The 23,378-nt window shown below is 67.2% G+C and carries 20 protein-coding genes and 2 tRNA genes; 8 read left to right on the forward strand and 14 right to left on the reverse strand.

The window, feature by feature from the left end:
* Positions 1-36 precede the first annotated feature (36 nt).
* Positions 37-3,282 carry an AsmA family protein gene (locus ACYVGS_RS07575; protein WP_460588060.1) on the reverse strand — a complete coding sequence of 1,082 codons (3,246 nt, stop codon included), beginning with the start codon at positions 3,280-3,282 and terminating at the stop codon, positions 37-39.
* A gap of 125 nt (positions 3,283-3,407) precedes the next feature.
* Here ACYVGS_RS07575 and ACYVGS_RS07580 point away from each other — a divergent pair.
* Positions 3,408-3,495 (forward strand) — tRNA-Leu (locus tag ACYVGS_RS07580).
* Positions 3,496-3,656: 161 nt separating this feature from the next.
* Entirely contained in the window at positions 3,657-4,313 is a 657-nt protein-coding gene (locus ACYVGS_RS07585; RefSeq protein ID WP_460588061.1) for a hypothetical protein, read from the forward strand.
* A 72-nt stretch (positions 4,314-4,385) separates the two neighbouring features.
* On the opposite strand, the gene ACYVGS_RS07590 is transcribed toward ACYVGS_RS07585, so the two are convergent.
* A complete protein-coding gene (locus ACYVGS_RS07590) occupies positions 4,386-5,582 on the reverse strand; it encodes a DUF6607 family protein (protein WP_460588062.1) in 1,197 nt (398 codons plus the stop codon).
* Positions 5,579-6,961 (reverse strand): class II fumarate hydratase, encoded by a 1,383-nt coding sequence (locus ACYVGS_RS07595; protein WP_460588063.1) that lies wholly within the window; start codon positions 6,959-6,961, stop codon positions 5,579-5,581. Before ACYVGS_RS07595 ends, ACYVGS_RS07590 begins: the two co-directional genes overlap by 4 nt.
* A 158-nt stretch (positions 6,962-7,119) precedes the next feature.
* On the opposite strand from ACYVGS_RS07595, the gene ACYVGS_RS07600 reads away from it, so the two are divergent.
* Entirely contained in the window at positions 7,120-7,746 is a 627-nt protein-coding gene (locus ACYVGS_RS07600) for a dUTP diphosphatase (RefSeq protein ID WP_460588064.1), read from the forward strand.
* A gap of 3 nt (positions 7,747-7,749) precedes the next feature.
* Positions 7,750-8,646, forward strand: coding sequence for a hypothetical protein (locus ACYVGS_RS07605; RefSeq protein ID WP_460588065.1), 897 nt, complete (start codon positions 7,750-7,752; stop codon positions 8,644-8,646).
* Here the strand turns inward: ACYVGS_RS07605 and trmA are convergent, their stop codons facing one another.
* The 7 genes from trmA to ACYVGS_RS07640 form a co-directional block, all read right to left on the reverse strand.
* Entirely contained in the window at positions 8,647-9,741 is a 1,095-nt protein-coding gene (gene trmA / locus ACYVGS_RS07610; RefSeq protein ID WP_460588066.1) for a tRNA (uridine(54)-C5)-methyltransferase TrmA, read from the reverse strand.
* The gene (locus ACYVGS_RS07615) at positions 9,732-10,739 is read right to left on the reverse strand and encodes a glycosyl transferase family protein (RefSeq protein ID WP_460588067.1); all 1,008 of its coding nucleotides are present in this window, start codon (positions 10,737-10,739) and stop codon (positions 9,732-9,734) included. Before ACYVGS_RS07615 ends, trmA begins: the two co-directional genes overlap by 10 nt.
* 7 nt (positions 10,740-10,746) lie before the next feature.
* Positions 10,747-11,064: a TusE/DsrC/DsvC family sulfur relay protein gene (locus ACYVGS_RS07620; protein WP_460588068.1), complete on the reverse strand. Its 318-nt coding sequence runs from the start codon at positions 11,062-11,064 to the stop codon at positions 10,747-10,749.
* Between the two features lie 12 nt (positions 11,065-11,076).
* Positions 11,077-11,370: a DsrH/TusB family sulfur relay protein gene (gene tusB, locus ACYVGS_RS07625; RefSeq protein WP_460588069.1), complete on the reverse strand. Its 294-nt coding sequence runs from the start codon at positions 11,368-11,370 to the stop codon at positions 11,077-11,079.
* A 2-nt stretch (positions 11,371-11,372) separates the two neighbouring features.
* Positions 11,373-11,738 carry a DsrE family protein gene (locus ACYVGS_RS07630; RefSeq protein WP_460588070.1) on the reverse strand — a complete coding sequence of 122 codons (366 nt, stop codon included), beginning with the start codon at positions 11,736-11,738 and terminating at the stop codon, positions 11,373-11,375.
* Positions 11,735-12,118 carry a DsrE/DsrF/TusD sulfur relay family protein gene (tusD, locus tag ACYVGS_RS07635; RefSeq protein ID WP_460588071.1) on the reverse strand — a complete coding sequence of 128 codons (384 nt, stop codon included), beginning with the start codon at positions 12,116-12,118 and terminating at the stop codon, positions 11,735-11,737. The genes ACYVGS_RS07630 and tusD overlap by 4 nt, the downstream gene beginning before the upstream one ends.
* Before the next feature lie 66 nt (positions 12,119-12,184).
* Positions 12,185-12,859, reverse strand: coding sequence for a Bax inhibitor-1/YccA family protein (locus tag ACYVGS_RS07640; RefSeq protein WP_460588072.1), 675 nt, complete (start codon positions 12,857-12,859; stop codon positions 12,185-12,187).
* Between the two features lie 158 nt (positions 12,860-13,017).
* Between ACYVGS_RS07640 and dauA the strand changes: the two genes are divergently transcribed.
* Positions 13,018-14,802: a C4-dicarboxylic acid transporter DauA gene (gene dauA / locus ACYVGS_RS07645; protein WP_460588073.1), complete on the forward strand. Its 1,785-nt coding sequence runs from the start codon at positions 13,018-13,020 to the stop codon at positions 14,800-14,802.
* Here the strand turns inward: dauA and ACYVGS_RS07650 are convergent.
* Both ACYVGS_RS07650 and ACYVGS_RS07655 read right to left on the reverse strand, forming a co-directional pair.
* Entirely contained in the window at positions 14,781-15,980 is a 1,200-nt protein-coding gene (locus ACYVGS_RS07650) for a midcut-by-XrtH protein (RefSeq protein ID WP_460588074.1), read from the reverse strand. The two genes, dauA and ACYVGS_RS07650, sit on opposite strands and share 22 nt — an antisense overlap.
* A 104-nt stretch (positions 15,981-16,084) precedes the next feature.
* On the reverse strand, positions 16,085-17,353 hold the full coding sequence (locus tag ACYVGS_RS07655) for a hypothetical protein (RefSeq protein ID WP_460588075.1): 1,269 nt from the start codon (positions 17,351-17,353) through the stop codon (positions 16,085-16,087).
* A gap of 190 nt (positions 17,354-17,543) precedes the next feature.
* Here ACYVGS_RS07655 and ACYVGS_RS07660 point away from each other — a divergent pair, with 190 nt between their 5' ends.
* Both ACYVGS_RS07660 and ACYVGS_RS07665 read left to right on the forward strand, forming a co-directional pair.
* Entirely contained in the window at positions 17,544-17,693 is a 150-nt protein-coding gene (locus ACYVGS_RS07660) for an entericidin A/B family lipoprotein (protein WP_460588076.1), read from the forward strand.
* 70 nt (positions 17,694-17,763) lie between these two features.
* On the forward strand, positions 17,764-18,201 hold the full coding sequence (locus ACYVGS_RS07665) for an MgtC/SapB family protein (RefSeq protein WP_460588077.1): 438 nt from the start codon (positions 17,764-17,766) through the stop codon (positions 18,199-18,201).
* Between the two features lie 118 nt (positions 18,202-18,319).
* Here ACYVGS_RS07665 and ACYVGS_RS07670 read toward each other — a convergent pair.
* Positions 18,320-18,407, reverse strand: a tRNA-Ser gene (locus ACYVGS_RS07670).
* A gap of 113 nt (positions 18,408-18,520) precedes the next feature.
* Positions 18,521-21,760: an Rne/Rng family ribonuclease gene (gene rne, locus ACYVGS_RS07675; protein WP_460588078.1), complete on the reverse strand. Its 3,240-nt coding sequence runs from the start codon at positions 21,758-21,760 to the stop codon at positions 18,521-18,523.
* A gap of 565 nt (positions 21,761-22,325) precedes the next feature.
* Here rne and rluC point away from each other — a divergent pair.
* Entirely contained in the window at positions 22,326-23,372 is a 1,047-nt protein-coding gene (gene rluC, locus ACYVGS_RS07680; protein ID WP_460588079.1) for a 23S rRNA pseudouridine(955/2504/2580) synthase RluC, read from the forward strand.
* The last annotated feature ends 6 nt before the right edge of the window (positions 23,373-23,378 follow it).

The following is a 23,378-nucleotide window of genomic DNA, read 5'->3' on the forward strand; positions in this document are numbered from 1 at the left end:
CGGTCTTGTTTTGCGCGCCAGTGTAGCACGAAGCCTTCAGTCGCCGCGGTCCCCGGCAGGGTCCGGCAGACGGCAGTCGCGGTCGGCGAAACGGTCACCACTGCCCAGCCCGAACAAGCGCAGCAGCATGCGCGGCAGCAGCGAAACGATTTCCGTGGTCAGGTCCAGGGTGGTGGTGACCGGGGAAATCCAGGTGCGCGGGCTGGCCATGTCGCCCTTGAGGGTGATCTGCGAGGGAATCTCCAGGCGCCGCGAGCGCGAGCGGGGAGTCAGTGCGACATCCAGGGTGCGCTTGCCCAGGTCGAAACGTGCGCGACCGGTGGCCACCATCCGTGCCGAGGCGGCGTAGAGGTTGTCGCTGCTGGCGACCCCGTCACGGAACTGGAAGTCCGCCATGGTGCACTCGATCACGGTCGATTCCTCCATCGCCGCCCCCGAGTACAGCCAGGCCAGCAGGTCGGTGGCGAGCACATCGTAGGCCGCGCCCTCGATGGTGGCGTCCTCCAGGGCCAGGGACAGGCTGCCGTCGGCACTGGCCAGCAGGCTGTCGAGATCCAGCCCCTCGCCGCTGATGCCGGTGCGCAGGTGCAGGGTCCCGGTGATGTCGTTGTCAAAGCCGAGGTCGCGGGTGAGGCTGTTCAGCGGAATGCTCCGGGCGTCCCCGGCAACGCTCAGTCCGGGGGGGCTGACACTGATGTCGACGACCCCGCGCAGTTGTGCCAGGGCATCGTCGTAGCGGAAGTCGAATTCCTGCAGCAGGAAGTTGCCGTCGCGCCCGCTCAGCTGGATGCGGATATCGTCAAAGCGACTCTGTTCGCCCTCCAGGTGGCCGATGCGCGCGGTCAGTGTCACGGGATAGCGCGGCAGGCGGTCGAGCAGCGCCTGCAGGTTGCGCCGCTCGGCCTCGACCGCTTCCAGGCGTTGCGCCGGCCGGTAGCCCTCGTCGACATCCAGCTCGGCCTGCAGGCCCAGGTCCGCCAGGTGTACCGTCGGCGCGGTCAGTGCCAGGTCCAGTCCGCTCAGCTGCAGGTCCTGCAGCGTGGCGCGCAAGTCGATGCCCAGCGGTGTTGCGCCAAAGCGTGCGTCGCCGGTCAGGGCTATCGCCTGCGTATCCAGGTCGAGGCGCAGGTCACTGCTCAGGGGGGCCAGTCGCAGACCGCTCAGGGTCTGCAGAAATGCCCGGTCCTCGCTGGCGATGGCCGCCTCGATCTCGCCCTGCCACCCCCGGTTTTGCCAGGAGAGCGCACCGCTCAATTCCAGTGCCAGCGGCGAGTCAGGCGTGCTGCCGAGTTGTAGCGCACTGATCGCCAGGGCGTCGGGGCTCGCCTCGAGCGCAAACTCCCCGGAGAGACTGGATAAATTCAGTGGCAGGGTGAGCTGCGGTGCCAGCCAGGGCAGCAGTGCACCGCTGTCCAGTGTGGCCACCGCCACGTTCAGATTGGCCCGCGGCGCCTGCGGCAAGCCGCGGGCCTGCCCGCGGGCGCTCAGGGCCAGCCCCGGCCCCTGCAGCTGCAATTGCGTCGACGTCAACTCGAAGCGCTGCGCATCGGTCTGTTGCAGTGTTCCGCTCAGTTCCGCCGCCAGGGGATAGTCGGGCAGCTGGGGAAACTCGTCGCGCCACTGCCGCCCATCGGCCACGTTTACCTGCAGGTCTGCCCGAGTCTGTTGTGGCTGCCAGCCGGACGCGGCCGTCAGCTGCATTTGCAGCGCCTCCAGTTCGAGCCGGGAATCGCCCCGGCCCACCTGCGCGGTCCCGTCCTGCAGTCGCAGGGCGCTGCCCTCGCCCTTGGCTGTCACCGAGGCCTGCAGTTGCAGCTGGTTGGGGATGGGGTAGGGCAGCCCCAGTGGCGCCAGGGCGCGCTGCAGGTCGGGGCTGCTGGCGCCGATCCGGAGATCCAGTTCGGCCAGTGCGTCCGCCGCGGCGGGGCGTGTCAGGTCCACCTGTCCGATCTTGCCGTCGACCGTCAGCTGCAGGCGCTCCGGCGTGCCCAGCCGCCCGCGGATCTCCTCCAGCGCCAGCTGTCCGTCCCGCTCGCGCAGGCGTCCGGTCAGCTCCCAGGGGCCCGGGTCCAGGGGCAGCTCGCTCCCCAGCCAGGGTTGGAGGACGCCCAGGCTCGGTGCGTCCAGGTAGACGCGGAAGTCACTGTCGCGCGGCACCGTGACACTGGTCAGACTGCCCGGCCCGGAGCTGCCGTTGATCGACAGCCACAGCCCCTCGCTGCTGCTGGTCACCAGGGTCATCTGATCCACCGCGGGGGCGCCCAGGCGGCCCGAGAGGGCGATGCTGGCGCGGGCACTGCCCAGCGGGCTCAGATCGACACCGACCCAGGTCAACAGGAGATCCATGTTGGCGAGTTCGCCACTGGCAATCAGCGAGAGTGCGGGGTCTTCCCCGGTGGCACCGGCGAGGCTGCCGCTGGCCTCGAAGCGGTAGTCCGGCAGGTTGTCCAGGGCAAAACGGGCGTCGGTCAGGGCGAAACCCGCGGCATCCCCGCGCACGCGCCCCGCCAGGGTCAGCGAGCCCGCCAGTTCGGGTGCCGCCGGGAATGCCGAGAGGAAATCCGCCACGGAGGGGTAGCGGGCGTCGAGGCTCAAGTCGTAGGCAATGTCGTCGACCAGGGCCCGGAATTCGCCCTCGACACGGGCCCGGCTGCCATCGGGGCTGAGAAGCGCCGCCGCCACCGTCACGCTGGCCGCTTCGTCCTCGCGCTGGACCTCACCGAGTTCCAGGCTCAGGCTGAGGGCATGCTGGGGCAGGTTGGCTTGCCCCTGGGCAACAAAGCCGCCGCGGTCCCGGCGCTCACCCTGCAAGCCCAGGAAGGGAAGAATGTTGACGTCCTCGGCGTCGCTGATGATGTGCAGCTGGTCGACCGTAAAATGTCGCGGCAGCCAGCGCAGGTACTGCAGCCAGTCGCGCGGGCTGGGGTCGGCTGCCGCGTCTCGCGCGGACACGTAAATGATGGCACTGCCCAGGGACAGCTCGGTGTGCCGCAACTCGCCGTCCCAGAGATCGGCGAAACGGGTCTCGCCTTCGAAGTCGAGCACGGCCAGCAGAGGCGCGCCGCTGGCGCCCTGCTGGTGCAAATAGAGTTCATCGAAGCGCAGACGCCGCTCCCCGGGCATCAACTCGAGCCCGGACACTTCCAGGCGGTAGGGGCTGAGGTGCGTCACGCCCCACTGCAGCGCCTGGGTGAGGGCCGTGGGGGAGAGCCACAGGATGGCGACAGCCGCCAGTGGAAGCAGCAGCAGGAGAACAGCAAGCGTCAGCCAGAGTTTGCGCATGGGCGCAGTGTAACGCCGCTCGAAGGGCCCCGGTAGCATGGCGGGCGCCCTGCGAGGTGCCAGCGCAGAAGTGCTGGGACGCCACCCGGGTCGCTTACGGCTGTGCTATCATGCGCCGCCTCTCCGCCCGGGTGGTGAAATTGGTAGACACAGGAGACTTAAAATCTCCCGATCATTGCGATCGTGCCGGTTCGAGTCCGGCTCCGGGCACCAAAACACATCCCTTTGCTCCTGAACTGCCGGCGATACCCTGGCGGCTTGCCTGTGGTACCCTTCGAAGCATAAGGCGCCCCGTGGCGGAAATCGGTTGCGGGTGGTGCCTTTGTACTGCAACCAGTCAAAAAACAACAAATCAAACAACAGGGGGTTTCATCATGCGAATCAAAGGGGTGTTTGCCGTAGGCCTGGCATGCCTGGTCTCAATGCTTTCCAGTGGTGCTTTCGCGCAGCAAGCTACCTATCTACCGACCGGCGTGCAGCAGTCCGTGCCGATTTCGACAGTGACCGGCGGCGGCTGGACCGAGTGTTTCCGCGAGGGCTTTGATGGTGACGACATTTCGGCAGTCGCCGATGTGCTCGCCAACTGCCCCGGTGCCGATTTGATGATGGCCTGTTCACCCACCGGGTCGGATACGCTGACCTTGCTGGCCCAGGCGTCTCGCGCCGATGTCACCTTTGAAGCGGGTACCGGCGACGTCACCAATAACGCCAACGGCGTGGAGTGGTACTTCAGCGACGATTATAGCTGGGGTTTTGCGCCGGGGGGCGAGACCGTCAGTCGAAACAGTTGCGATGTTGCCAGCTCCCAGGGTGATTTGCGCATGTGCATTCACACGGGCGGGGGCTTTATAGAAAGCGGCTACCGCTGCGGGGACAACAACCTGAATGGTGACGCGAGCTGGGAGCGGATTCTCTTCGCTGCCAATGCGGCTCCGTCACAACCCGTACCGGCTCTGCCGTTCTGGGTTCTCGGCCTGCTGTGTGCCGGCCTTGCCGGGCTCGTTGGAAGTCGTCTCCGCCGCCGGGCCTAAGAACCGGCGGTCTCCAGCGTCAGAAAGCTGCGAGCCTGGTCTTTGCACCGGGCTCGCAGGATTTTCCCGCCATCAAGGGGCTCGGGTTTCGGTGAACCTGGCCAGCGTTTCCCGCACGAAGTTTTCCGCGGCGCTGCGGTCAAACGCCTCCGGTCCGTCCAAGCCCTCCGCATAGCTAAACATGACCTCAAACAGCCGCTGACCGTCGACCTCGGAACGCAAGGTCAACTGTTCATGCTCTGACAACAGCTGGGCCCAATGCTCGCGCACCAGCTGCCAGAAGGCGCCCGTGTGGGTCCAGTAGGTATCGCCGGCAGAGACATCGAAACCGCTCAGCAGCTCATAGCGCGCCAGGCCGGCTTCCCGCGCCAGGTAAGGCAGTTCGTCGCGAGGCTCGCCGTCCGCGCCCAGCACCAGTTTCAGGTTGTCTTCCTCCTGGACCCAGCCGCTGGGGGTGATGGTGTGGCGGTTGGTACCGGCGAGGACCTGGTAATCGTCGCGCACGCTGAATTCCCGCCGGGGCAGAGGGCGCCAGGTGGTCTCGCTCTCCCAGGCGGAGAAGCTGCCGGTGTGGACCCAGCGGCCGATAGACTCATAGCGCGGGGAGTCGTCTACCTGGAACACCGCCTGGGACCAGGTGCCATCGACCGCCTCTTCGCTGAATGCCCGCCGCTCCCAGGTGTGGTTGCCGACATAGGCGTTGATCACGCGATCCTCGTAGCGCCAGTCCTGCCGCCAGTGTTTCATCACCATTGGCTCGGAGACCGTGCCGTCTGGCTGGCGAAAGCGCATGACCATGATGTGCTGCAGGCTGATGAAGTCGGGGCGGTCTGCCACCACATAGATATGCTCGGTGCCCCAGGACTGGTAGGGGCGGGCGGGGCTGAAGTCCGGGGTGTAACCCACGGTCTCGAGGAAGTCGAAGCTGGCGCGATAGGTGCCGGCCATGGCCAGGATGGCCCGGCGGTCGCGCTCGCGCTTGTCCAGGCCGGCTTCCTGCAGGGACAGCCAGGCCTCACTGGGTGCGTCCGCCAGGGTCAGCTCTGCGCCCCGGGAGGTGCCGCCGCGGGGGCGCATGGCGTCATCTTCTGTAAAGGGCCAGGCGTAGGTGAACTGTTTCGCGGCCCGCTCTGTGTCGCTGGTGCTGTCGGCCGCTGGCTCAGTCAGAGAGGTGGCCAGCAGCGTGCCGCCCAGCAGGAGGGCGGTGGCACCGTGTGCCAGAGTGGCGATACCGCGATGTGCCAGCGGTCTGGCTGGTGTTAACTTCATGCGTGTCCTCCGTCGGCCAGGTGCGCGGGGTCGAGCAGGTTTTCCAGCTCCTCCCGGGACAGCTCGGTGGCCTCCTCGGCTACCTCGATGATGGGGCGGTTCTCGGCATAGGCCCGCTTGGCGATTTCCGCCGCCTGCTGGTAGCCGATGATCGGGTTGAGGGCGGTGACCAGGATCGGGTTGCGCGACAGGGGCCCCTGCAACTGCGCCTCGCGCACCTTGAAGGTGTCGATGGCGCGGTCCGCCAGCAGGCGGCTGGCATTGGCGAGCAGTTCGATGCTGTCGAGCAGGCGCTCGGCCATCAGTGGCAGCATCACGTTCAGCTCGAAGTTGCCCGACTGCCCGGCGATGCCCAGGGTGGCGTCATTGCCCATGACCTGGGCGCAGACCATGGCAACCGCCTCGGGAATCACCGGGTTGACCTTGCCGGGCATGATGGAGGAGCCGGGCTGCAGGGCCTCCAGCTCGATTTCCCCCAGGCCCGCGAGGGGGCCGGAGTTCATCCAGCGCAGGTCGTTGGCGATTTTCATCAGGGCCACCGCGGTGCCGCGCAGCTGGCCGGAGACCGCCACGGCGCTGTCCTGGGAACCGATGCGGGTGAAGAAGTTTTCCGCCGGTCGGAAAGCCAGGCCGCTGCGTTCGCTCAGGGCATGGCAGAAGGCGCTGGCGAAGCCCGGGTGGGCGTTGATGCCGGTGCCCACGGCGGTGCCCCCCTGGGCCAGCGTCTGCAGTTCCTGGCAGGCCTGCTCCAGACGCCCGCGACAATCCCTGACCTGGTCGGCCCAGGCCCCCAGCGTGTGGCTCATGCGCACCGGCATGGCATCCATCAGGTGGGTGCGGCCGGTTTTCACCTGGTCGTGGACCCGCTCGCCCTTCCGGCGCAGCGTGGCCTCGAGGTGGTCGAGGGCGGGCATGAGGTCCCGCTGGAGCGCCAGGGCGCCACTGACGTGCAGGGTGGTGGGAATCACGTCGTTGCTGCTCTGGCCGCGGTTGACATGGTCGTTGGGGTGGACCGCGGTCCCGGCTCGCCGGGAGGCGAGGGTGGCCAACACTTCGTTGGCATTCATGTTGGTGCTGGTGCCGGAGCCGGTCTGGAACACATCCACCGGGAAATGTTGCAGCAGATCCGGGTCCGCTTCCAGCTCGCGGGCGGCGGCTTCGATGGCCTGACCGAGGGGCGCGTCCAGCTCGCCGAGCTCGACATTGGCTGCGGCGGCCGCCGCCTTCACCTGCAACAGGGCGCGAATAAAGCTCGGGGGCATGCGCCGGCCGCTGATCGGGAAGTTGTTGACGGCGCGCTGGGTCTGGGCCGCGTAGAGAGCCTCTGCCGGCACCTCCAGTTCGCCCATGCTGTCGCGTTCTGTCCGGGTACTGGCCATGTCTTGCCTCCGCTGTCTGCCGCAAGAGTGTGCTCATAGGGTAGCCGCTTGCGCCCCCGGCGGGAAACCGGGGCGACAGCTGCTCGCCGGGGATGTCGTCAGGGCGGGCCGTCACTGCTATGCTCTGCGCCTTGTCCGACACTGCAACAGGAGCCCCTGTGGAACAAGCCCTTACCACCATGCTGGACATGCAGCACCGCATGAATACCCGCATTCACCCCGACTGGATCAGCCAGGATTTTGCCTGGTACCGGGCATTGTGGGTCGAGTGTGGCGAGTTGCTGGAGCACTACGGCTACAAGTGGTGGAAGGCCCAGGAGCCGGACCTGCAGCAGGTGCGGCTGGAAGTGGTGGATATCTGGCACTTCGGGCTGTCGGCGCTGTTTCGGCCCGGTCTCTCCACGGGCGCGATCGCCGAATCGGTGGCGGATGAGCTGGCGGGCTTTGCTCCGGCGGGGCTGGGGGTGCGCGAGGCCACCGAGGCCCTGGCACTGCACGCACTGCAGACCCGCGGCTTCTCGCCGGCGCGTTTCTGGGAGCTGCTGCACGCCGCGGACATGGACTTCGAGTCGCTGTACACCGCTTACGTGGGCAAGAACGTGCTCAACTTTTTCCGCCAGGACCACGGTTACAAGACGGGCACTTACCACAAGCAGTGGCAGGGCCGCGAGGACAACGAGCACCTGGTGGAGGTGGTCGCCGCGCTGGATACGGGTGCTACCGACTTTGCCGAGCAGGTCTACGCCGGTCTGGCTGCCCGCTACCCCGGCGCGGCCAGCGCCTGACACATGGCCGAGAGCGAGGAGTTTGTCTCCACCTCGGCCCTGGCCCGGCGCCTGGAGCTGCCGGTGCAGCAGCTGTTCGCCACCCTGCGCGACTACGAGTGGATCCGCCGCCACGGCGAGCAGTGGCTGCTCACTGCCAAGGGCGAGTTCATGGGTGGGCGCTACCAGAACAGTCGCCGCTTTGGCCGCTATATCGTCTGGCCGGCCCGGGTGGCCGAGCACCCCCTGCTGGCGGCGATCGAATCCAGCCAGCGGGTCACCGCCAGCCAGATGCGCCGTTACTTCCCGCAGCTGCAGCCGCGCCAGATCAACCGGGCGCTGGCGGAGCTCGGCCTGCAGGTGCATACCCTGCTGGGCTGGGAGCTGACCGATTTCGGCAAGCGCCTGGGCGGGCAGCAGGCGGAAAGCGAGAGTAGCGGCGCCTTCTACGTCAGCTGGCCCCACGAGCTGGTCGATCACCCGGTGATCCAGCGCGAACTGTCGCGGCTGGCGCCCCCCGCGCGCCCAATGCCGAGCCCGGTGGCGGGGGAGGATGACCTCTTCGCCGGTGTGCCCGAGACGTCGTCGGGCCAGAACTGCACGCTGGATGGGCACGTTCTGAACAGCGCCCTGCAGCGCCAGGTCTGTGACTGGCTCTACCTGGCGCAGCTGGCCCACGCCACCGGACGCGCGCTGCCGGTGGAGGAGAACCTGGTGGCGGATTTCTACCTGCCCCAGGGCAGCGTGTATATCGATTGCTGGGATGAGCACGCCAGCCCCGCGCGCATGGCGGAGCGCCTGCGCAACCAGGCGGCCTGCGAGGAGCTGGGCCTGCCCTACTTGTCGATCAAGGGCGAGGATGCCGAGCGCCTGGACGAAGTCTTGCTGCGCGCCCTGCTGGGCTTCGGCATCCGCTGCTGATCAGCGCCGCTGCAGCAGCACCCCGCACTCCATGTGATCGGTGTAGGGGAACTGGTCGAAGAGGGCGAAAGCCGCGATCCGGTGGCTTTCCGTCAGTCGCAGCAGGTTGCCCGCCAGAGTCTGCGGGTTGCAGGAGACATACAGGATGTTGTCGAAGCCCTGCACCATGGCCTCGGTCGCCGGGTCGAGCCCGGCCCGGGGCGGGTCCACGAAGACGGTGCGCAAGTCGTAGTCTCCCAGGGCCTGTGGCAGATCCGCCAAACGCCGGAAGGCGCGCTCGCCGCGGATTGCCTGGGTCACTTCCTCCGCTGCCAGGCGGATCAGCTGCACATTGCTGACGGCGTTCTGTGCCAGGTTGTGCTGGGCCGCGCGGACCGAGGTCTTGGCCAGCTCGGTGGCAATCACAGTGTCGAAATGCCGGGACAGGGGCAGGGTGAAGTTGCCGTTGCCGCAGTAGAGCTCGAGCAGGTCGCCGCCCAGGCCCCGGGCAGAGCGGCAGGCCCAGTGCAGCATCTCCCGGTTGACCGCGCCGTTGGGCTGAGTGAAACCCTGCTCCACCTGCTTCCAGTACCAGGTGCGCCCCTCCACCTCCAGGGATTCGGTGACATGGTCGCGGCCAATGACCCGCTTTTGCTTGCGGCTGCGGCCGACCAGGGCGATGCCGAGATCCGCGACCAGCTGCTCCGCCGCCTGCTGCCAGTCGTCCTCCAGGGGACGGTGGTAGACCAGGGTCACCAGGGCGTCGCCGCTGGTGGTGGTGAGGAATTCCACCTGGAACAGTTTGCGCCGCAGCAGGGGGCTGACCGTCAGTCGTTCCCGCAGGGGCGCCATCAGGGCCTGGACGCGCGGCCCGGCAATCGGGAAGTGATTGACCGGCACCGGGTCCCGGGGCGCGTCGGGGTGGAACATCACGTAGTCGAGCTGATCGCCCTGGTGCCAGACGCGGAATTCCGCGCGCAGGCGGAAGGCGTCCCGGGGCGAGGGGAAAACCTCCGCGGCGGGCGGTGAGAAGGGGGCCAGCAGGGCCTCGGTCTTCGCCACCTTGTCGGCGAGGAGGGTGTTGTAGTGCTCGGGCTGGAAGCGGCTCAGGGGCATGCCGGCAGCCTCCCGCGGTCGCGGCGGTCCCAGAGCGCGACAGCCTGTTCACGCGCCTGCTCTGGCGATTGTTCCGGGTGGAGCAGGAGCAGGGCCGCGGCGGTGGTGTCCAGCGTCGCCGCGAGACCCAGCGCATCTTCTTCTTCCCCGCGCCAGAGCCGGCGCAGGGGGGCCACCGAGGGCGTCACCTCGCGCTTGGCGGGCAGGCTGTCGGCGGGGCGCCGGGGCAGGGTGGTTTCCCCCGTCGCATCCTCGTGCAGCCAGGTCAGGCGGTTGTCGGCGTGGGGGCGGATCTCCGCCTCGCCGGCCTCGCCCTTGAAGACCATGGCATGGGGCTGGCCGAGGTGTTGGTCGGCTTCCCGGTGCAGGCGGGCGTAGGCCGGGTGAAAGACGCTCTGCAGGCTGTAGGGGGCCTGCAGCGGGTTGAGCATGCGGGTCAGGGTGTTGACGCAGGAGCGTAGTCCGAGCACGGGTTTGAGTCCCAGCAGATGATCCAGATCCGGGCAGAACTGGCCCAGGGAGAGGTAGCTGATACCCCCGTCGGTGAGTTGCGCGGCGACCGCCTGCCAGGTATCCGCGACGGGCAGGCCCAGGGCTCGCATCGCCTCGTCGGTGTACAGGCGCCCGGGGGTATGGGCGCTGCCGCCGTGCAGGAAGACCCGCTGACCCGACCCGGCGAGCAGCAGTGCCGCCAGCAGGTACCAGGGGTGCTCCCGGCGCTTGCCGGCGTAGCTCGGCCAGTCCAGGGTGGCACTGCCCAGGGGCCGCGCGGGCGCGAGCTGGGCCCGACAGGCCTCGACGAAGCCCGCCAGTTCGTCACCGGTCTCCTCCTTGACCCGCAGGAGCATGAGGAAGGCGCCCACCTGCAGCGGATCGGCGTCTCCCCGCAGCAGCATGGCAAAGGCCTCGCGGGCTTCCTCGCGGCTCAGGCCGCGGGTGCCGGTGCGGCCGCGCCCGAGAATGCGGACGTACTGGGCAAAGGGGTGCTCTGGGTTCACGGTCTCTCTACAGGCAGTTGTCGGGTTTGGGCAGGCCGGCGATCTTGCTGGCCAGGCGTGCCGGGGAACCGGGGAACAGGGACAGCAGGTAGATGCTCCTGCCTTTCTCGGGCCCCAGTTCCCGGGCGCAGAACTTTACCAGCGGGCGCATGTTGGGGGAACTGTCGAAGCGCGCGTAGTAATCGCGCACCAGGTGCAGGATTTCCCAGTGGGCATCGCTCAGGGTGATGTTCTCCTTCGCGGCCAGCTCGGCGGCCAGGGCCGGTGTCCATTGCCGGCGGTCGCGCAGGAAGCCGTCGCGGTCGAAGGCGGAGGCATCGAGCATCGGGCTTGCCCCTTAGTACCAGGCCAGCTGGCGCGGGTGCTCTTCGGTGAGGGCGACGAAGCCGTCCTCGTCGATCACCCTCGCTGCATTCGCCAGCCGCGACAGCACCCCCGCAGCCCGCGCCTCGGCCTCCAGCAGGCAGACCGGGCAGGGGAGATGCGCCAGGCGCCCGGCGGCGTCACTGTCGCCGAGGGCGTGGTAGACCCCGTCCCCCAGCAGCAGCAGGGCATCACCCGGGGCCAGTGCCTCGAGACAGGCTTCGCTCTGGCGATGCCCCGGGGGGCAGTTCAGTGTGTGCAGTGTCATCCTCAGAACCCCAGGACATGCGTGTGGGCTGCCAGCAGGTCGCGCTGGCCGGCGGCATCAACCAGTCGGGCATGCGCCGGGAGCCCCGCGGCCAGCAGGCCGTGACGGGCGGCGGCCTCGGCATCCACATGCACCTGCTCGATATCGTAGAGGGGCAGGCTGTCCAGCAGCTTGCCCAGGCTGCGCACGCCCAGGGCGCTGCCGTCCTGCTCCGGCAGCAGCTGCAGCACGCCATCGCCCTGCAACAGCAGGGTCACCGGCAGGTCGAAGACCGCCAGGGCCAGGGTGGTATCCAGCGCACTGCGCGCCAGGCTGTGTCCGGGCGGCTGCCTGCTGATCACCAGGGTAGCGGGGCGGGGGGCGCTCATCCGAAGGTCACCACCCGGTCGCTGGTCGCCAGGGCTTCCACCAGTTCACCCAGGCCGCCCAGGCGGAAGGCCGGGTGCACCGTGGCCTCACTATCCTCCCGCTGTGCCGCCGTGGCGTCCAGCAGTCCGCGCCGCTGTGCCGAGCTGACACAGAGAACCAGTTCGGTCGTGTCTCCGGCGAGTTCGACCCAGCCGGCGAGCAGGTCGGTTTCGTCACTGGGGGTGCTGGCCGCCGCGGTGCCGGTGCGGGTGCCCTCGTCGAGAAAGAACACCAATGGCAGTTGGTGACCGCGGGTCAGCAGCGCCCGGGCAAAGCGCAGGGCGGTGAGCCCGCTGCGGCTGGCGGTGGGCGAGGCGGTGATCAGCAGGGTGTAATTCACGGCTGTAGCGCTACAACGAAAAACCCCGGCCGGAGCCGGGGCTGGCGGAGGCGTTTGGACACGCGCTCAGTCTTCACCACCGAAGACGCCGAGCAGCTGCAACATGTGGATAAACAGGTTGTAGATGCTCAGGTAGAGGGAGACCGTGGCGCGGATGTAGTTGGTCTCGCCGCCGTGGATGATGCGGCTGGTGTCGAACAGGATCAGGCCCGACATGATCAGGATCACCGCGGCCGAGATGGTCAGGGAGAGCGCCGGAATCGCCAGGAAGATATTGGCGATGGAGGCGACGACCGCGACCAGCAGGCCGACAACCAGGAAGCCGCCCATGAAGGAGAAGTCCTTGCGGGTGGTCAGGGCGTAAGCGGAGAGGCCGAAGAACACGATGGCGGTGCCGCCCAGGGCCTGCATCACCAGCGAGGGGCCGTTGGGCAGTGCCAGGTAGTAGCTGAGCAAGGGCCCGATAGAGGCGCCCATGACGCCGGTAAAGGCGAAGATCGCCAGCAGGCCCTTGCTGGTATCGGCCATCTTGTGGACCACGAACAGCAGGCCGAAGCCGACCAGCATCAGCACCAGGGCGGCGCCCTGGCCCAGGCCCATGGCCATGGAGATCCCTGCAGTCATGGCACTGAACAACAGGGTCATACCCAGCAGCATGTAGGTGTTCTTCAGCACCTTGTTGGTGCTGACCACCGAATCCATGCCTGCGGTATTCAGGTTGTACAGGCTCTTGTCTTGCATGTTTACCACTCCTTGAGAATACACCCGTGGGTGCGGTTCATTCTTGGACCCATGATAACCATGAAAATTCCAAAAACCAACGGATTTACAAGACCCTACAATCGCTGGGGGATTGGCGTATGATAGGGGACTGTGCGTAGTCGGTCTAGGAGGGAATCTTGCGGCGATACCGGACACTGCCGCGGCTGCCAGCACTGGCGACCGGCCTGCGTGGCGCCCTGGCCGAGGGCTATGACCGCCGCGACCTGTGGCGGGATATTCTGGCCGGCCTGACGCTGGGCACCATCGCGGTGCCGCTTTCCATGGCCCTCGCGATCGCCGTCGGCGTGCCGCCCCAGCACGGTCTGTACACCGCTATCGTGGCGGGTGCGGTGATCGCCCTCGCGGGGGGTTCCCGTTTCAACGTCTCCGGCCCCACCGCCGCCTTTGTCGTCATCCTTTTGCCCATTGTTCAGCAACACGGCCTGGGAGGCCTGCTGCTGGCGACCTTGATGGCGGGGCTGATCCTGATCGCCATGGGGCTGGGCCGGCTGGGTCGCCTGATCAGCTTTGTCCCCTACCCGGTGGTGCTGGGTTTCACCACCGGCATCGCGGTGGTGATTGCCACCCTGCAGGTGCCGGACTTCCTGGGCCTGGTGGTACGCCACGGCAATGAATCCTTTCACCTGCATCTGCTGCACATCGCCGGCTCCCTCCACGCCCTGGATCCGGTGGCCTTCGGAGTCGGGCTGTTTACCCTGGCAGTGCTGATTCTCTGGCCCCGTCTCGGCACCGGCGTCCCGGCACCCCTGGTGGGGCTGGGCTCCGCCGCGGTGCTGGGGGCGCTGCTCAACCAGAGCGGCTGGCTGCCCGGCGAGGGAGTGGCGACGATCGCCTCCCGCTTTACCTGGTCGATGGGGGAGCTGTCGGGTTCGGGCATTCCTCCGGTGCTGCCCCATTTCGCCTGGCCCTGGGAGCTGCCGGGGGCGGACGGCGAGCCACTCGGCTTGAGTTTTGGTCTGGTTCAGGAGCTGCTCGGGCCGGCGATCGCCATCGCCATGCTCGGTGCGATTGAGTCGCTGCTGTGTGCCGTGGTCGCGGATGGGCTGACCCGCACGCGCCACGACCCCAATGCCGAGTTGATCGGGCAGGGCCTGGGTAATCTGCTGGCGCCGCTGTTCGGCGGGATCACCGCGACCGCGGCGATTGCCCGCACCGCGACCAATATCCGCAGCGGTGCGCGTTCCCCCATTGCCGCGGTGGTCCACGCCGGTGTGGTGCTGCTCACCGTGATCGGCCTGGCGGGGTTGCTCGGCCATGTGCCCATGGCCGCCCTGGCGGCCCTGCTGCTGGTGACCGCCTGGAACATGAGCGAAGTGCGTCACTTCGTGCACACGCTGCGTTCGGCGCCGGCGGGGGATGTGTCCATCCTGCTGGTATGTTTTGGGCTTACCGTCCTCTTCGACATGGTGCTTGCGGTCGGGGTGGGCATGGGCCTGGCAGCGGCGCTGTTCATTCGTCGCATGGCCTCGCTCAGCCACGGTCGCCGGGTCGATCCCCAGCGGGACAGCTTTGCCGCCGAGCTGCCGGCGGAGGTGGCCCTCTACGACATCAATGGGGCGCTGTTCTTCGGCGCCGCGGAGCGGGCACTCTCCTCACTCTGGCTGGTGGACAAGCGCTTGCGCGTGGTGATCCTGGACATGCGCGACGTGCCGAGCATTGACGTCACCGCGATGATCGCCCTGCAGTCGGTGGTCGAGGACCTGCAGCGCAACGGCGTGGGACTGATCATGGTCGGCCTGCCCGCGCGTATCATCACCAAGATGCGTCGCGCGGGCTTGCGCCGGGAAGCGGGGCGGCTCAGTCACTGCCGCAGCCTGGAACAGGCGGGGCGGCTGGTGCAGCGCTGGCTACCGGAGACGCAGGGCGAGGCCGATCGTCATCAGGCCGGTGATCCGACCTGAATCTCCACCTGGGCCTCGGAGGTGCCGACACCGTTTTCGAGAAGGTAGGTGAACTGGTAGAGGCCGGGTACGGTGGGGTTGACCAGGTCGAAGGAACCGTTTGCATAGACCGTCAGCGTGCCGCCGGCGAAGGGGCGACTGGCGCCGGCATCGACATCCACCGTGGCGCTGGCATCGCCACCACCCCAGGTGGTCAGGGTCGCCGCGGGGGTGCCCAGAGTGTCGTTGATCAGCAGGCCATTTCCCACGGGGACAGAAAGGGTGAGGCCAACCTCGGCCGTATAGGCGTTGCCCGCTCCGAGTGTTGCGGCGGTATCGTCCGCTGCAGCAGGCGTATCGCCGAAGGTCACGCCGATCTGACCGGTGTCATGCGTGCTGTCCCCCGCCTGCAAGTCGTAGTAGACCGTGATCGCGCCGCTTCCGGTGGTGCCGTTGGCAGTTGCAGTGAGCGCGCCTGCCGCGTCGAGTGTGATGTCCAGTGTGCCGCCGCCGGGGGCGGGAAACAGCCCCACCGTGACACCGTCGGCGGGAAAGGTGCCGACGTTGGCTGGCGAATCGCCGAAGGACACGGCCGCCAGTGGCGCGACGCCGAGATCATTGAGCAGAATGTTCGCCTGGCCGGTGCCACCGTTGGTGACTGAGACGGCATCATTCACGGCGGACACGACCGGGGGCGGCGTACAGGTATAGCTGGTGCGGCAAGTTTCACCGGTGGCCAACTGGAGTCCCGGCACACAGGCATTGGCCGGCTGGTTTGACACGCAGTAGGTCTCGGGTGGCGTGACCGCGAGAATTTCCAGTCTGATTCCGCTGGCGTTGCGGTAATCCTGGCTGCCCTCGGGGACCGCTACACTCCCGCCACTCGCTTGTGTCAGCTCAATAACAGGGTTCAAGGCGATGGCCCGCGTGACGTGGAGCCCACTGGTTGTTGCCAGGAGGGCGCCCGACAGGACGAGTAGGGCACCCGTACGATGGCGTGTGCCGGACTTGCCCAGTTTGCGTGCGCCAAGCAGAGCCAACAACAGACCGACAGGAAACAGTATCAGTGAGGGAAGCGGCACTGCCTGTAGGGCGGCCGGTGCGTACTCCAGCAGGCCGCTCGACTGCGCCCACGTGGGTAGCGCCGCCAGTGCGATGGATAATGACACGAGTGCTGCGGCGATCGAGCGTCGGTCCATGAGGGGCTTCCCTGTTTGCCGAGAGGATGCGGGCGATTCTGGATAAGGGCCGGGGCGCTGGCAAGCACAGCGCGCGCGTAATGTGCGCCAGATCTCGGGCCGGCTTATCGGACGCCTGAACCCCTGGCACGCAACCACACTACCAGCGTTTCCACACTGAAACCCCCAAGCAGTGCGAGAACCGCAAAGCGGTGATCGAGGGTGCCGGTCGCTTCCCCTAGAGCGCCCAGCGCGGCGATAACCATGACCCGTGAGAGGCTGGCCCAGGCCATCCCCCCGGTACGCTCCCGGGCGATCAGCATGCCGTGGAAGTAATTGCGCAAAATGATGATGCCCGGCATCAGGCTCATCAGCAGCAGGATGTCCATGGCGCGCCGCAGCACCTCACCCTGGATCCCCAGGCCATGACGCAACAGCCAGTCACCCAACGGTGAGAGGGCAACTGTCAGCATGACCAGGGTCAGGCCCAGGGCCACACGGCGCATAAAGCGGCGCTTGCCCGCGAGGTCATCCAGGCCAAAGCTGACGAAGAAGTGCCGGAATTGGTTCGCCGCCTGCTGGAACAGGAAAGCGAAATCGAAGCCGACGCGGAGGGCGGCGATGATGGCCACGCCCTCGGGCTGGCGCGCGACAAAGGCGTAGAGAATCGGCCGGCTGAGAGAGAACAGGGCCCCGGTGGTGGCCAGCGGCAGGAAAAAGCGCAACAGGCGTCGGGCCGAGGGGGGCAGCTCGGCGGTTTCCGGCAAGGGGTGATGGCGTCCGGCCTGGCGTCTCGAGAGCACTGCGTGGAGCAGGGTGGCCGCGGCCTGTGCGCTGACCAGCACCGAAATCGCCGAACCGCCGAGGGCGAAGCCCGTTACCAGCCAGCCTCCGAGGGCCACCAGGTAAATCGCATTCAGTGCCGTGACCTGGCCGGTCAGGCGGGCCTGGATCAGCAGGCCCACGTAGTACAGTCGCAATGCGTGCAGGAGCAGCACCGGCGCCAGCCACACCAGGTAGCGGCAGACGCGCTCCAGCATCTCCCCGTCCACGCCGAAGGCCAGTGATACCAGTGCCTGGCCGGGTGCTGTAGCGCCAATCCAGCCTATCCCCAGTGCCAGCAGGCTGGCGAGAAGGACGACAAAGCGCAGTGTCTGCCGGGCCGCGGCGCGGCTGCGGGCGAAGTGGGCGGAGAGGTGCTGGGTAAACTCGAGGCCGGTGCCAAACAGCGAAAACACCGCCTGGGCGATGGCGAAGATGGCCAGTTCGGTGACGGCGTCGGGGAAGCGCGCCAGTGAGGCGTTCTGGAACTGCACACCCAGCAGCGTGGCCGCACCGGTGAGCGCCAGGGGCCAATAGAAGGCCCAGTATTCCCGCTGGGTTCTTGCGGTCAACCAAAGTCTCCTTCGCGTGCTGAGACCCAGTGTACAGAAAAGACTGCCAGTTGGCGGGTTTGGGGTGCTGCGCGAGGGAAGCAATCCCGACTGTCTTCCGCAGTTTGCAAACCGCAGTCCTGCTTGCTAGCTTGAGCCTTGCCTGCCTGGCCAATTTTCGGGCAGTAATTAAAGGATGAGGAGTATCGGGATGACGTCATCTTACTGGTCAAAAGCGGTCCGTACTGTCCTCGGAGCCGTATTCCTGGTGGGCCTGGTTTCCGCCTGCAACACCATCGAGGGAGCAGGTGAAGATATCGAACAGGCTGGCGATGAAATCGAAGAAGCCACCAGCAACTGAGCTACTGTACCCGTTGGTAGGTTCATCGCACAGGTTTCCGGTATGGTTTGCCAGCCACGCGAATTGAATCGTGGACTCCCTACTGCCTGAAGTGGATGTCGGTCTGATACTGCTCCACCTCCGTCAAATCGGTATCGCTTTCATTCTCTCGCTGCCGGTCGCCATCAATCGGGAGTACCGCGACCAGGCTGCCGGACTGCGAACCTTCCCCCTGGTCGCCATCGCCTGTTGTGCTTTCATGCTGGTGGGCATGGACGTCTACGAGGGATCAGACGCAGAAGCCCGCGTCATGTACGGCATCATTACCGGGATGGGTTTTATCGGCGGGGGCTCCATCGTCAAGCGGTCGGGCCAGGCGGACGGCACTGCGACGGCCGCCGGCCTGTGGTTGACCGGAGCCCTGGGCATTTCCGTGGCCTACAACCGCTACGAGGTCGCCATCGTTTTGTCCTTGATCGGCTTCCTGATCTTTCAGTTTTCCGAACAATTCAAGACCACCGCTCGATAACTGTGCAGCCTTCAAGGCAGTCCGGTTTGGACCGGGGCTCAAAGAGGGGTTGATGGGGTTCCATGACTGCCTGAAACGAAAAAACCCCAGGCATCTCGGGTGCCTGGGGTTTTCAAAGTGGCGGTGGGCCAGGGATTCGAACCCCGGGAGGGTTGCCCCTCAACGGTTTTCAAGACCGCCGCTTTCGACCACTCAGCCAGCCCACCGTATTCAATTGTGATTCCCCGGCGTGCCGGGGAAGCGCGTGATTATACAGAGCCTTCGGCGGGGCACAAGGGGCGCGACACAGGATATGTCGGCCCCCGGTGTCTGCCAGGCATCAGCTCTCGGCGCTGGCCGGGGAGGCGGGCAGCGGACCGCGGGGGTCGTTGCTCGCCCGCGGGACCACGCGGCCGCTGTGGCTGGCCGGCGGTGCCTGCTCTTCGCGGAAAAGCACCGGATGACCGGTGGTGATCTCCACCTTGCCGATCTGCCGCGGGGCCACCCGCGGATCGTTGCTGGCGCGACCTGTCGCGGACGGGGCGCGGCCCGGCTTGCTCTCGCGAGCAGCTGCCGGTGCAGGGGCGGCAGGCGGCACGCTTGCCGCCGGGGCTTCCGGCTGTTGCTCTGCGGTTTCCGCCACCGCCGCTTTCGCCTCGGCAGGTGCCTCCGGCGCGGTTTGGGCGACCTCGGGCTCTGCCACCTCTACCACCTCCTGCTTTGCCGACTGCTCCGCTGCCGGCTTCTCGACGGCCACTTCCTCGGCTGCTGCCTCGGGCGGCGTTTCGCCACTTGCCTCTTCTACCGCAGGGGCGGGGGCGGGTTCCGGCGCCGCAGGGGGGGCGGCTTTTTCACCTTCACCGGCAGATGCGGGTGCCGCAAAGGCCTGCTCTTCGCGGCGTGCGCTCTGGTGATGAACCTCTTCGGCGGTGGCAGCCACTTCCGCTTCGGAGCGCTTGCTCGCCGCGGCTTCGGCTTCCTGGGCCGCCAGGATATGCACCGGGGTCACCGCCGCGGCGGGGATGTGCCCGTCCTCGAAGTCCAGGCTGTTGTCGTCAGCGGACTCGTCCGGGCCCTTGGCCTGGGTGGGGCGCTGGCGCGGTGCCTGTTCGCGGGGGCTTTCTGCCGCGGCAGGCTTTGCCTCGGGGCTCGCCTGCTCGCTGGCAGCGGCGCTGCTGTCACTGGCATCATCGCTGCTGGCACTTTCAGCCTCGGGGCGCGGGCGACGGCGACGCCGCGGCTCGGCGCGCTTCATGTCGCTGGGCCGCTTGCGCGGGCGCTCCCGGGTTTCCTCGGAGGCGTCCTGGCTGCTGTCATCCACGGCGCTGCTGTCGGCACTGCTGTCAGCGCTGTTATCGCTACTGCTGTCGGCACTGCTGCGAGCCTCGGCATTCTGGCTCGGGCGGCGCCGGCGTCCGCCGCGACGGCGCCGCGACTTGCTGGGCGCCTGCTCGTTGCCCTGGGCTTCATCGCTGCTGTCGTCGCCGCGTGCCTGGGGTTTGTCGGCGTCCCTTGTGCTGTCCTTGGCTGCGCTTGTCGCGTCGCTGCTTGGGCGCGGGGCGCTGTCGCGATTTTCCTGGGAACGGCCCTCCTGGGAACGGCCCTCCTGGGTGCGGCTGCCCTGGCTGCGATTGCTCTGGCCCCCGCTGCGGCGACGGCCGCCGCGGCTGCGCCGGTTGTTGTTGCTGCGCTCGCCGTCAGCACTCCCCGAACGGGCGCTGCTGCGGGACTTGCCGCTGGTTTCCGTTTCCGCCTGGGCCGGTGTGGCTTCGGCTTCCGCTTTGGCGCTATCCGCGGCGGGGTCGCCAAACAGTACCGCCATCAGACGGCCGACCAGTCCCGGCTTGGCTGCCGCACTGGGGGCCGCGGGCATCGGCGCCGCCTGCCGTGAGGGCGGGCGCTTGTCGGTTTTCGGCTCGGCGGCCGATTCGGCCGCGGCGGGCGCTGCCTCGTCGCGCTGGTTTGCAGGTGCCGGCGCAGAGGGCGTCACGCCCTGGACCGCGGGCTGGGGTGCCGGCGGGCGGGCGGCGTGGGCATCGCTGACCACATCGGCCTCGGGCACGGCCACTTCGATCTTGTAGCTGACCTGGCGGTCCTCGGGAACCTCGTCATCGCGCAGACGCTGCACTTCGAAGTGGGGCGTTTCCAGGTTCGGGTTGGGGATGACCAGGATGCGTGTGCGGCTGACCTGCTCGATCTCCGAGAGGGCGCTGCGCTTTTCATTGAGCAGATAGGCGGCGACATCCACCGGCACGATGGCGCGTACTTCGGCGCTGCGGTCCTTGATCGCTTCCTCTTCCATCAGGCGCAGGATGGACAGGGCCAGGGACTTGGTGTCGCGGATGGTGCCCTGCCCGGTGCAGCGGGGGCAGACGATGTTGCTGGTCTCGCCCAGGGAGGGGCGCAGGCGCTGGCGGGACATTTCCAGCAGGCCGAAGCGGGAGATGCGGCCGACCTGGACCCGGGCGCGGTCGATCTCCAGGGCCTCGCGCATGCGATTCTCCACCTGGCGCTGGTTGCGCGAGGCGAGCATGTCGATGAAGTCGATGACCACCAGGCCGCCCATGTCGCGCAGGCGCAGCTGGCGGGCAATCTCGTCGGCGGCCTCGAGATTGGTCTGCAGGGCGGTTTCCTCGATGTCCGTGCCCTTGGTGGCGCGGGCCGAGTTGATGTCGATGGACACCAGGGCCTCGGTGGGATCGATCACGATCGAGCCGCCGGAGGGCAGGCGCACTTCGCGCTGGAAGGCGGTTTCGATCTGGCTCTCGATCTGGAAACGGTTGAACAGGGGGATGGAGTCTTCGTAGCGGCGGATGCGGTTCTTGTAGCGGGGCATCACCATGCTGACGAAATCCAGGGCCTGGCGATAGGCGTCCTCGGAGTCGATCATTACCTGGTCGACGTCGTCCCGCAGGTAGTCGCGCACGGCGCGGATGATGACATTGCTCTCCTGGTAGAGGAGGGCGGGGGCCTTGAGGTCGTCGCTGGCCTTGGTGATGGATTCCCACAACTGCAGCAGATAGTTCAGGTCCCACTGCAGCTCTTCGGCACTGCGGCCGACCCCGGCGGTGCGGATGATCACGCCCATGCCGTCGGGGATTTCCAAAGCGTTGAGGGCCTCGCGCAGCTCGCTGCGGTCGTCGCCTTCGATGCGTCGGGAGATGCCACCGGCACGCGGGTTGTTGGGCATCAGGACCATGTAGCGGCCCGCCAGGCTGATAAAGGAGGTGAGTGCTGCACCCTTGTTGCCGCGCTCTTCCTTGTCCACCTGGACGATGATCTCGGTGCCTTCCTTGACCACCTCCTTGATCTTCATCCGGCCTTCGCCGCCACTCGGGTCGCGGTGGAAGTATTCCCGGGCAATCTCCTTCAGGGGCAGGAAGCCGTGGCGCTCGGCGCCGAAGTCCACGAAAGCCGCCTCGAGACTGGGCTCCACGCGGGTGATCTTGCCTTTGTAGATGTTGGATTTTTTCTGCAGACGGGTGCGGTTTTCGATATCCAGATCGTAGAGTCGCTGTCCGTCGACGAGGGCAACGCGCAGCTCTTCGGGCTGGGTTGCATTGATGAGCATTTTCTTCATGAGTAGGCCATATACCTGTTGCGCACAGGCCTGGCCGGGAGGGAATCAGCTGTCAGCGCCGGCCTTGGGCCAGGCGGCATCTCGGGTCGGTTCGTCCCGGTACCTGGGCGACCACGCGGGTCGACAGTACCGTCCGTACCACTCTGAGCAATCAGGTGTGCGTGTCTGTGCAACGCCTGTCGGGGCGCTGCTGGCAGCGACGACGCAACGCGCTGGCGCGATACGTCGGCTTCTGATAGTGTCGCGTCACCTGATGACCGCGACCGTGCTGCCCAAAGCCTTGTCTGATTCTGGTTCCCGGCAGTGTCACTGCGCGGTTCATCCGTATCATCGCGCGCTGGGCGGGGCGGCTCGATAGTGCGCGCCCGGCAAGCTGCAGCCATGACATCCGTTTTGTGTGTTCTGACGCGTGCCCGTTCCCCCTGGAGCGCTGCGGTTGCGTCGGCAGGCCCTGCTGTCAGAGGGGGCGTCCGCCGGGGGCTTTTCGAGCCAAACCGCGGCGACACGCCCCGGACTATATCAGCAAAAGCTAAGTGCTTCAATTGTCAAGATTTTACGGGAGAGCATGAAACGTCACGCCAAGTCCCCCGCCGGGCGCTCTGAGCCCAGGCAACGCAAGGCCCGCTCGTCCGGTGCCGGCCACCCGTCTGCGGCGCCCCGCGGCGCCGAGCCCGGCGGGGAGGCCGCCTCCGTTCGCCAGCTCACCGTGGGCGAGGATGCGGACGGGCAGCGCCTGGACAATTACCTGGTGAAGATCCTCAAGGGCGTACCGCGCACCCGTATCTACCGGGGCCTGCGCAAGGGCGAATTCCGGGTCAACCGCGGTCGGGTGAAGGCCGACTACCGCCTGGCGGCGGGGGACCTGTTGCGCATCCCCCCCTTGCACCAGCCACCACCGGGGGCGCCCCCGGTGGTCTCCGACGCCCGCGCGGAGCAGTTGCGCGCGCGCATCGTCTACGAGGATGCCGGGCTGCTGGTGGTGAACAAGCCCTCCGGTCTGGCGGTGCACGGCGGCAGTGGGCTCAACTACGGCTTGATCGAGTGCCTGCGTCAGCTGCGCCCGGAGGACCGCTATCTGGAACTGGTGCACCGCCTGGACCGGGATACCTCGGGCCTGATCCTGGTGGCGCGCAAGCCTGCGGTGCTGCGCGAATTGCACCGCCTGCTGCGCGGCGAGGGGGTGGAAAAGCGCTACCTGGCCCTGGTCCCTGGCCGCTGGCCCCGGGGGCTGCGCCAGGTCGAGGCGCCACTGGAGAAAAACCACCTGCAGTCCGGCGAGCGCATGGTTCGGGTTTCCCGGGAGGGCAAGCCCTCCTTGACCCGCTTCGCGGTGGTGGAAACTTTTGCCGAGGCCACCCTGGTGGAGGCGCAGCCGGTAACCGGGCGCACCCACCAGATCCGCGTGCACGCCCGGCACGCCGGGTTCCCGCTGCTGGGCGACGAAAAGTACCAGGACGAGCGGGGCGAGGCCCTGGCGCGCAGCCTGGGGCTGCGGCGCCTGTTCTTGCATGCCGCCAGTCTGCGTTTCTCGCTGCCGGAAGTGGGCCGGATTGCCCTGCAGGCGCCCCTGGATGATGATCTCGAGCAAATTCTCGAAAAGCTTCGCAAGTAATTAATT

It is taken from the genome of Haliea atlantica (genome assembly GCF_054779855.1).

Coding starts and splice junctions, on each gene's coding strand:
- ACYVGS_RS07575 (WP_460588060.1), bottom strand. CDS start 3,282: ATGCGCAAACTCTGGCTGACGCTTGCTGTTCTCCTGCTGCTGCTTCCA.
- ACYVGS_RS07585 (WP_460588061.1), top strand. CDS start 3,657: ATGCGAATCAAAGGGGTGTTTGCCGTAGGCCTGGCATGCCTGGTCTCA.
- ACYVGS_RS07590 (WP_460588062.1), bottom strand. CDS start 5,582: ATGAAGTTAACACCAGCCAGACCGCTGGCACATCGCGGTATCGCCACT.
- ACYVGS_RS07595 (WP_460588063.1), bottom strand. CDS start 6,961: ATGGCCAGTACCCGGACAGAACGCGACAGCATGGGCGAACTGGAGGTG.
- ACYVGS_RS07605 (WP_460588065.1), top strand. CDS start 7,750: ATGGCCGAGAGCGAGGAGTTTGTCTCCACCTCGGCCCTGGCCCGGCGC.
- trmA (WP_460588066.1), bottom strand. CDS start 9,741: ATGCCCCTGAGCCGCTTCCAGCCCGAGCACTACAACACCCTCCTCGCC.
- ACYVGS_RS07620 (WP_460588068.1), bottom strand. CDS start 11,064: ATGCTCGATGCCTCCGCCTTCGACCGCGACGGCTTCCTGCGCGACCGC.
- tusB (WP_460588069.1), bottom strand. CDS start 11,370: ATGACACTGCACACACTGAACTGCCCCCCGGGGCATCGCCAGAGCGAA.
- ACYVGS_RS07630 (WP_460588070.1), bottom strand. CDS start 11,738: ATGAGCGCCCCCCGCCCCGCTACCCTGGTGATCAGCAGGCAGCCGCCC.
- ACYVGS_RS07640 (WP_460588072.1), bottom strand. CDS start 12,859: ATGCAAGACAAGAGCCTGTACAACCTGAATACCGCAGGCATGGATTCG.
- ACYVGS_RS07650 (WP_460588074.1), bottom strand. CDS start 15,980: ATGGACCGACGCTCGATCGCCGCAGCACTCGTGTCATTATCCATCGCA.
- ACYVGS_RS07660 (WP_460588076.1), top strand. CDS start 17,544: ATGACGTCATCTTACTGGTCAAAAGCGGTCCGTACTGTCCTCGGAGCC.
- rne (WP_460588078.1), bottom strand. CDS start 21,760: ATGAAGAAAATGCTCATCAATGCAACCCAGCCCGAAGAGCTGCGCGTT.
- rluC (WP_460588079.1), top strand. CDS start 22,326: ATGAAACGTCACGCCAAGTCCCCCGCCGGGCGCTCTGAGCCCAGGCAA.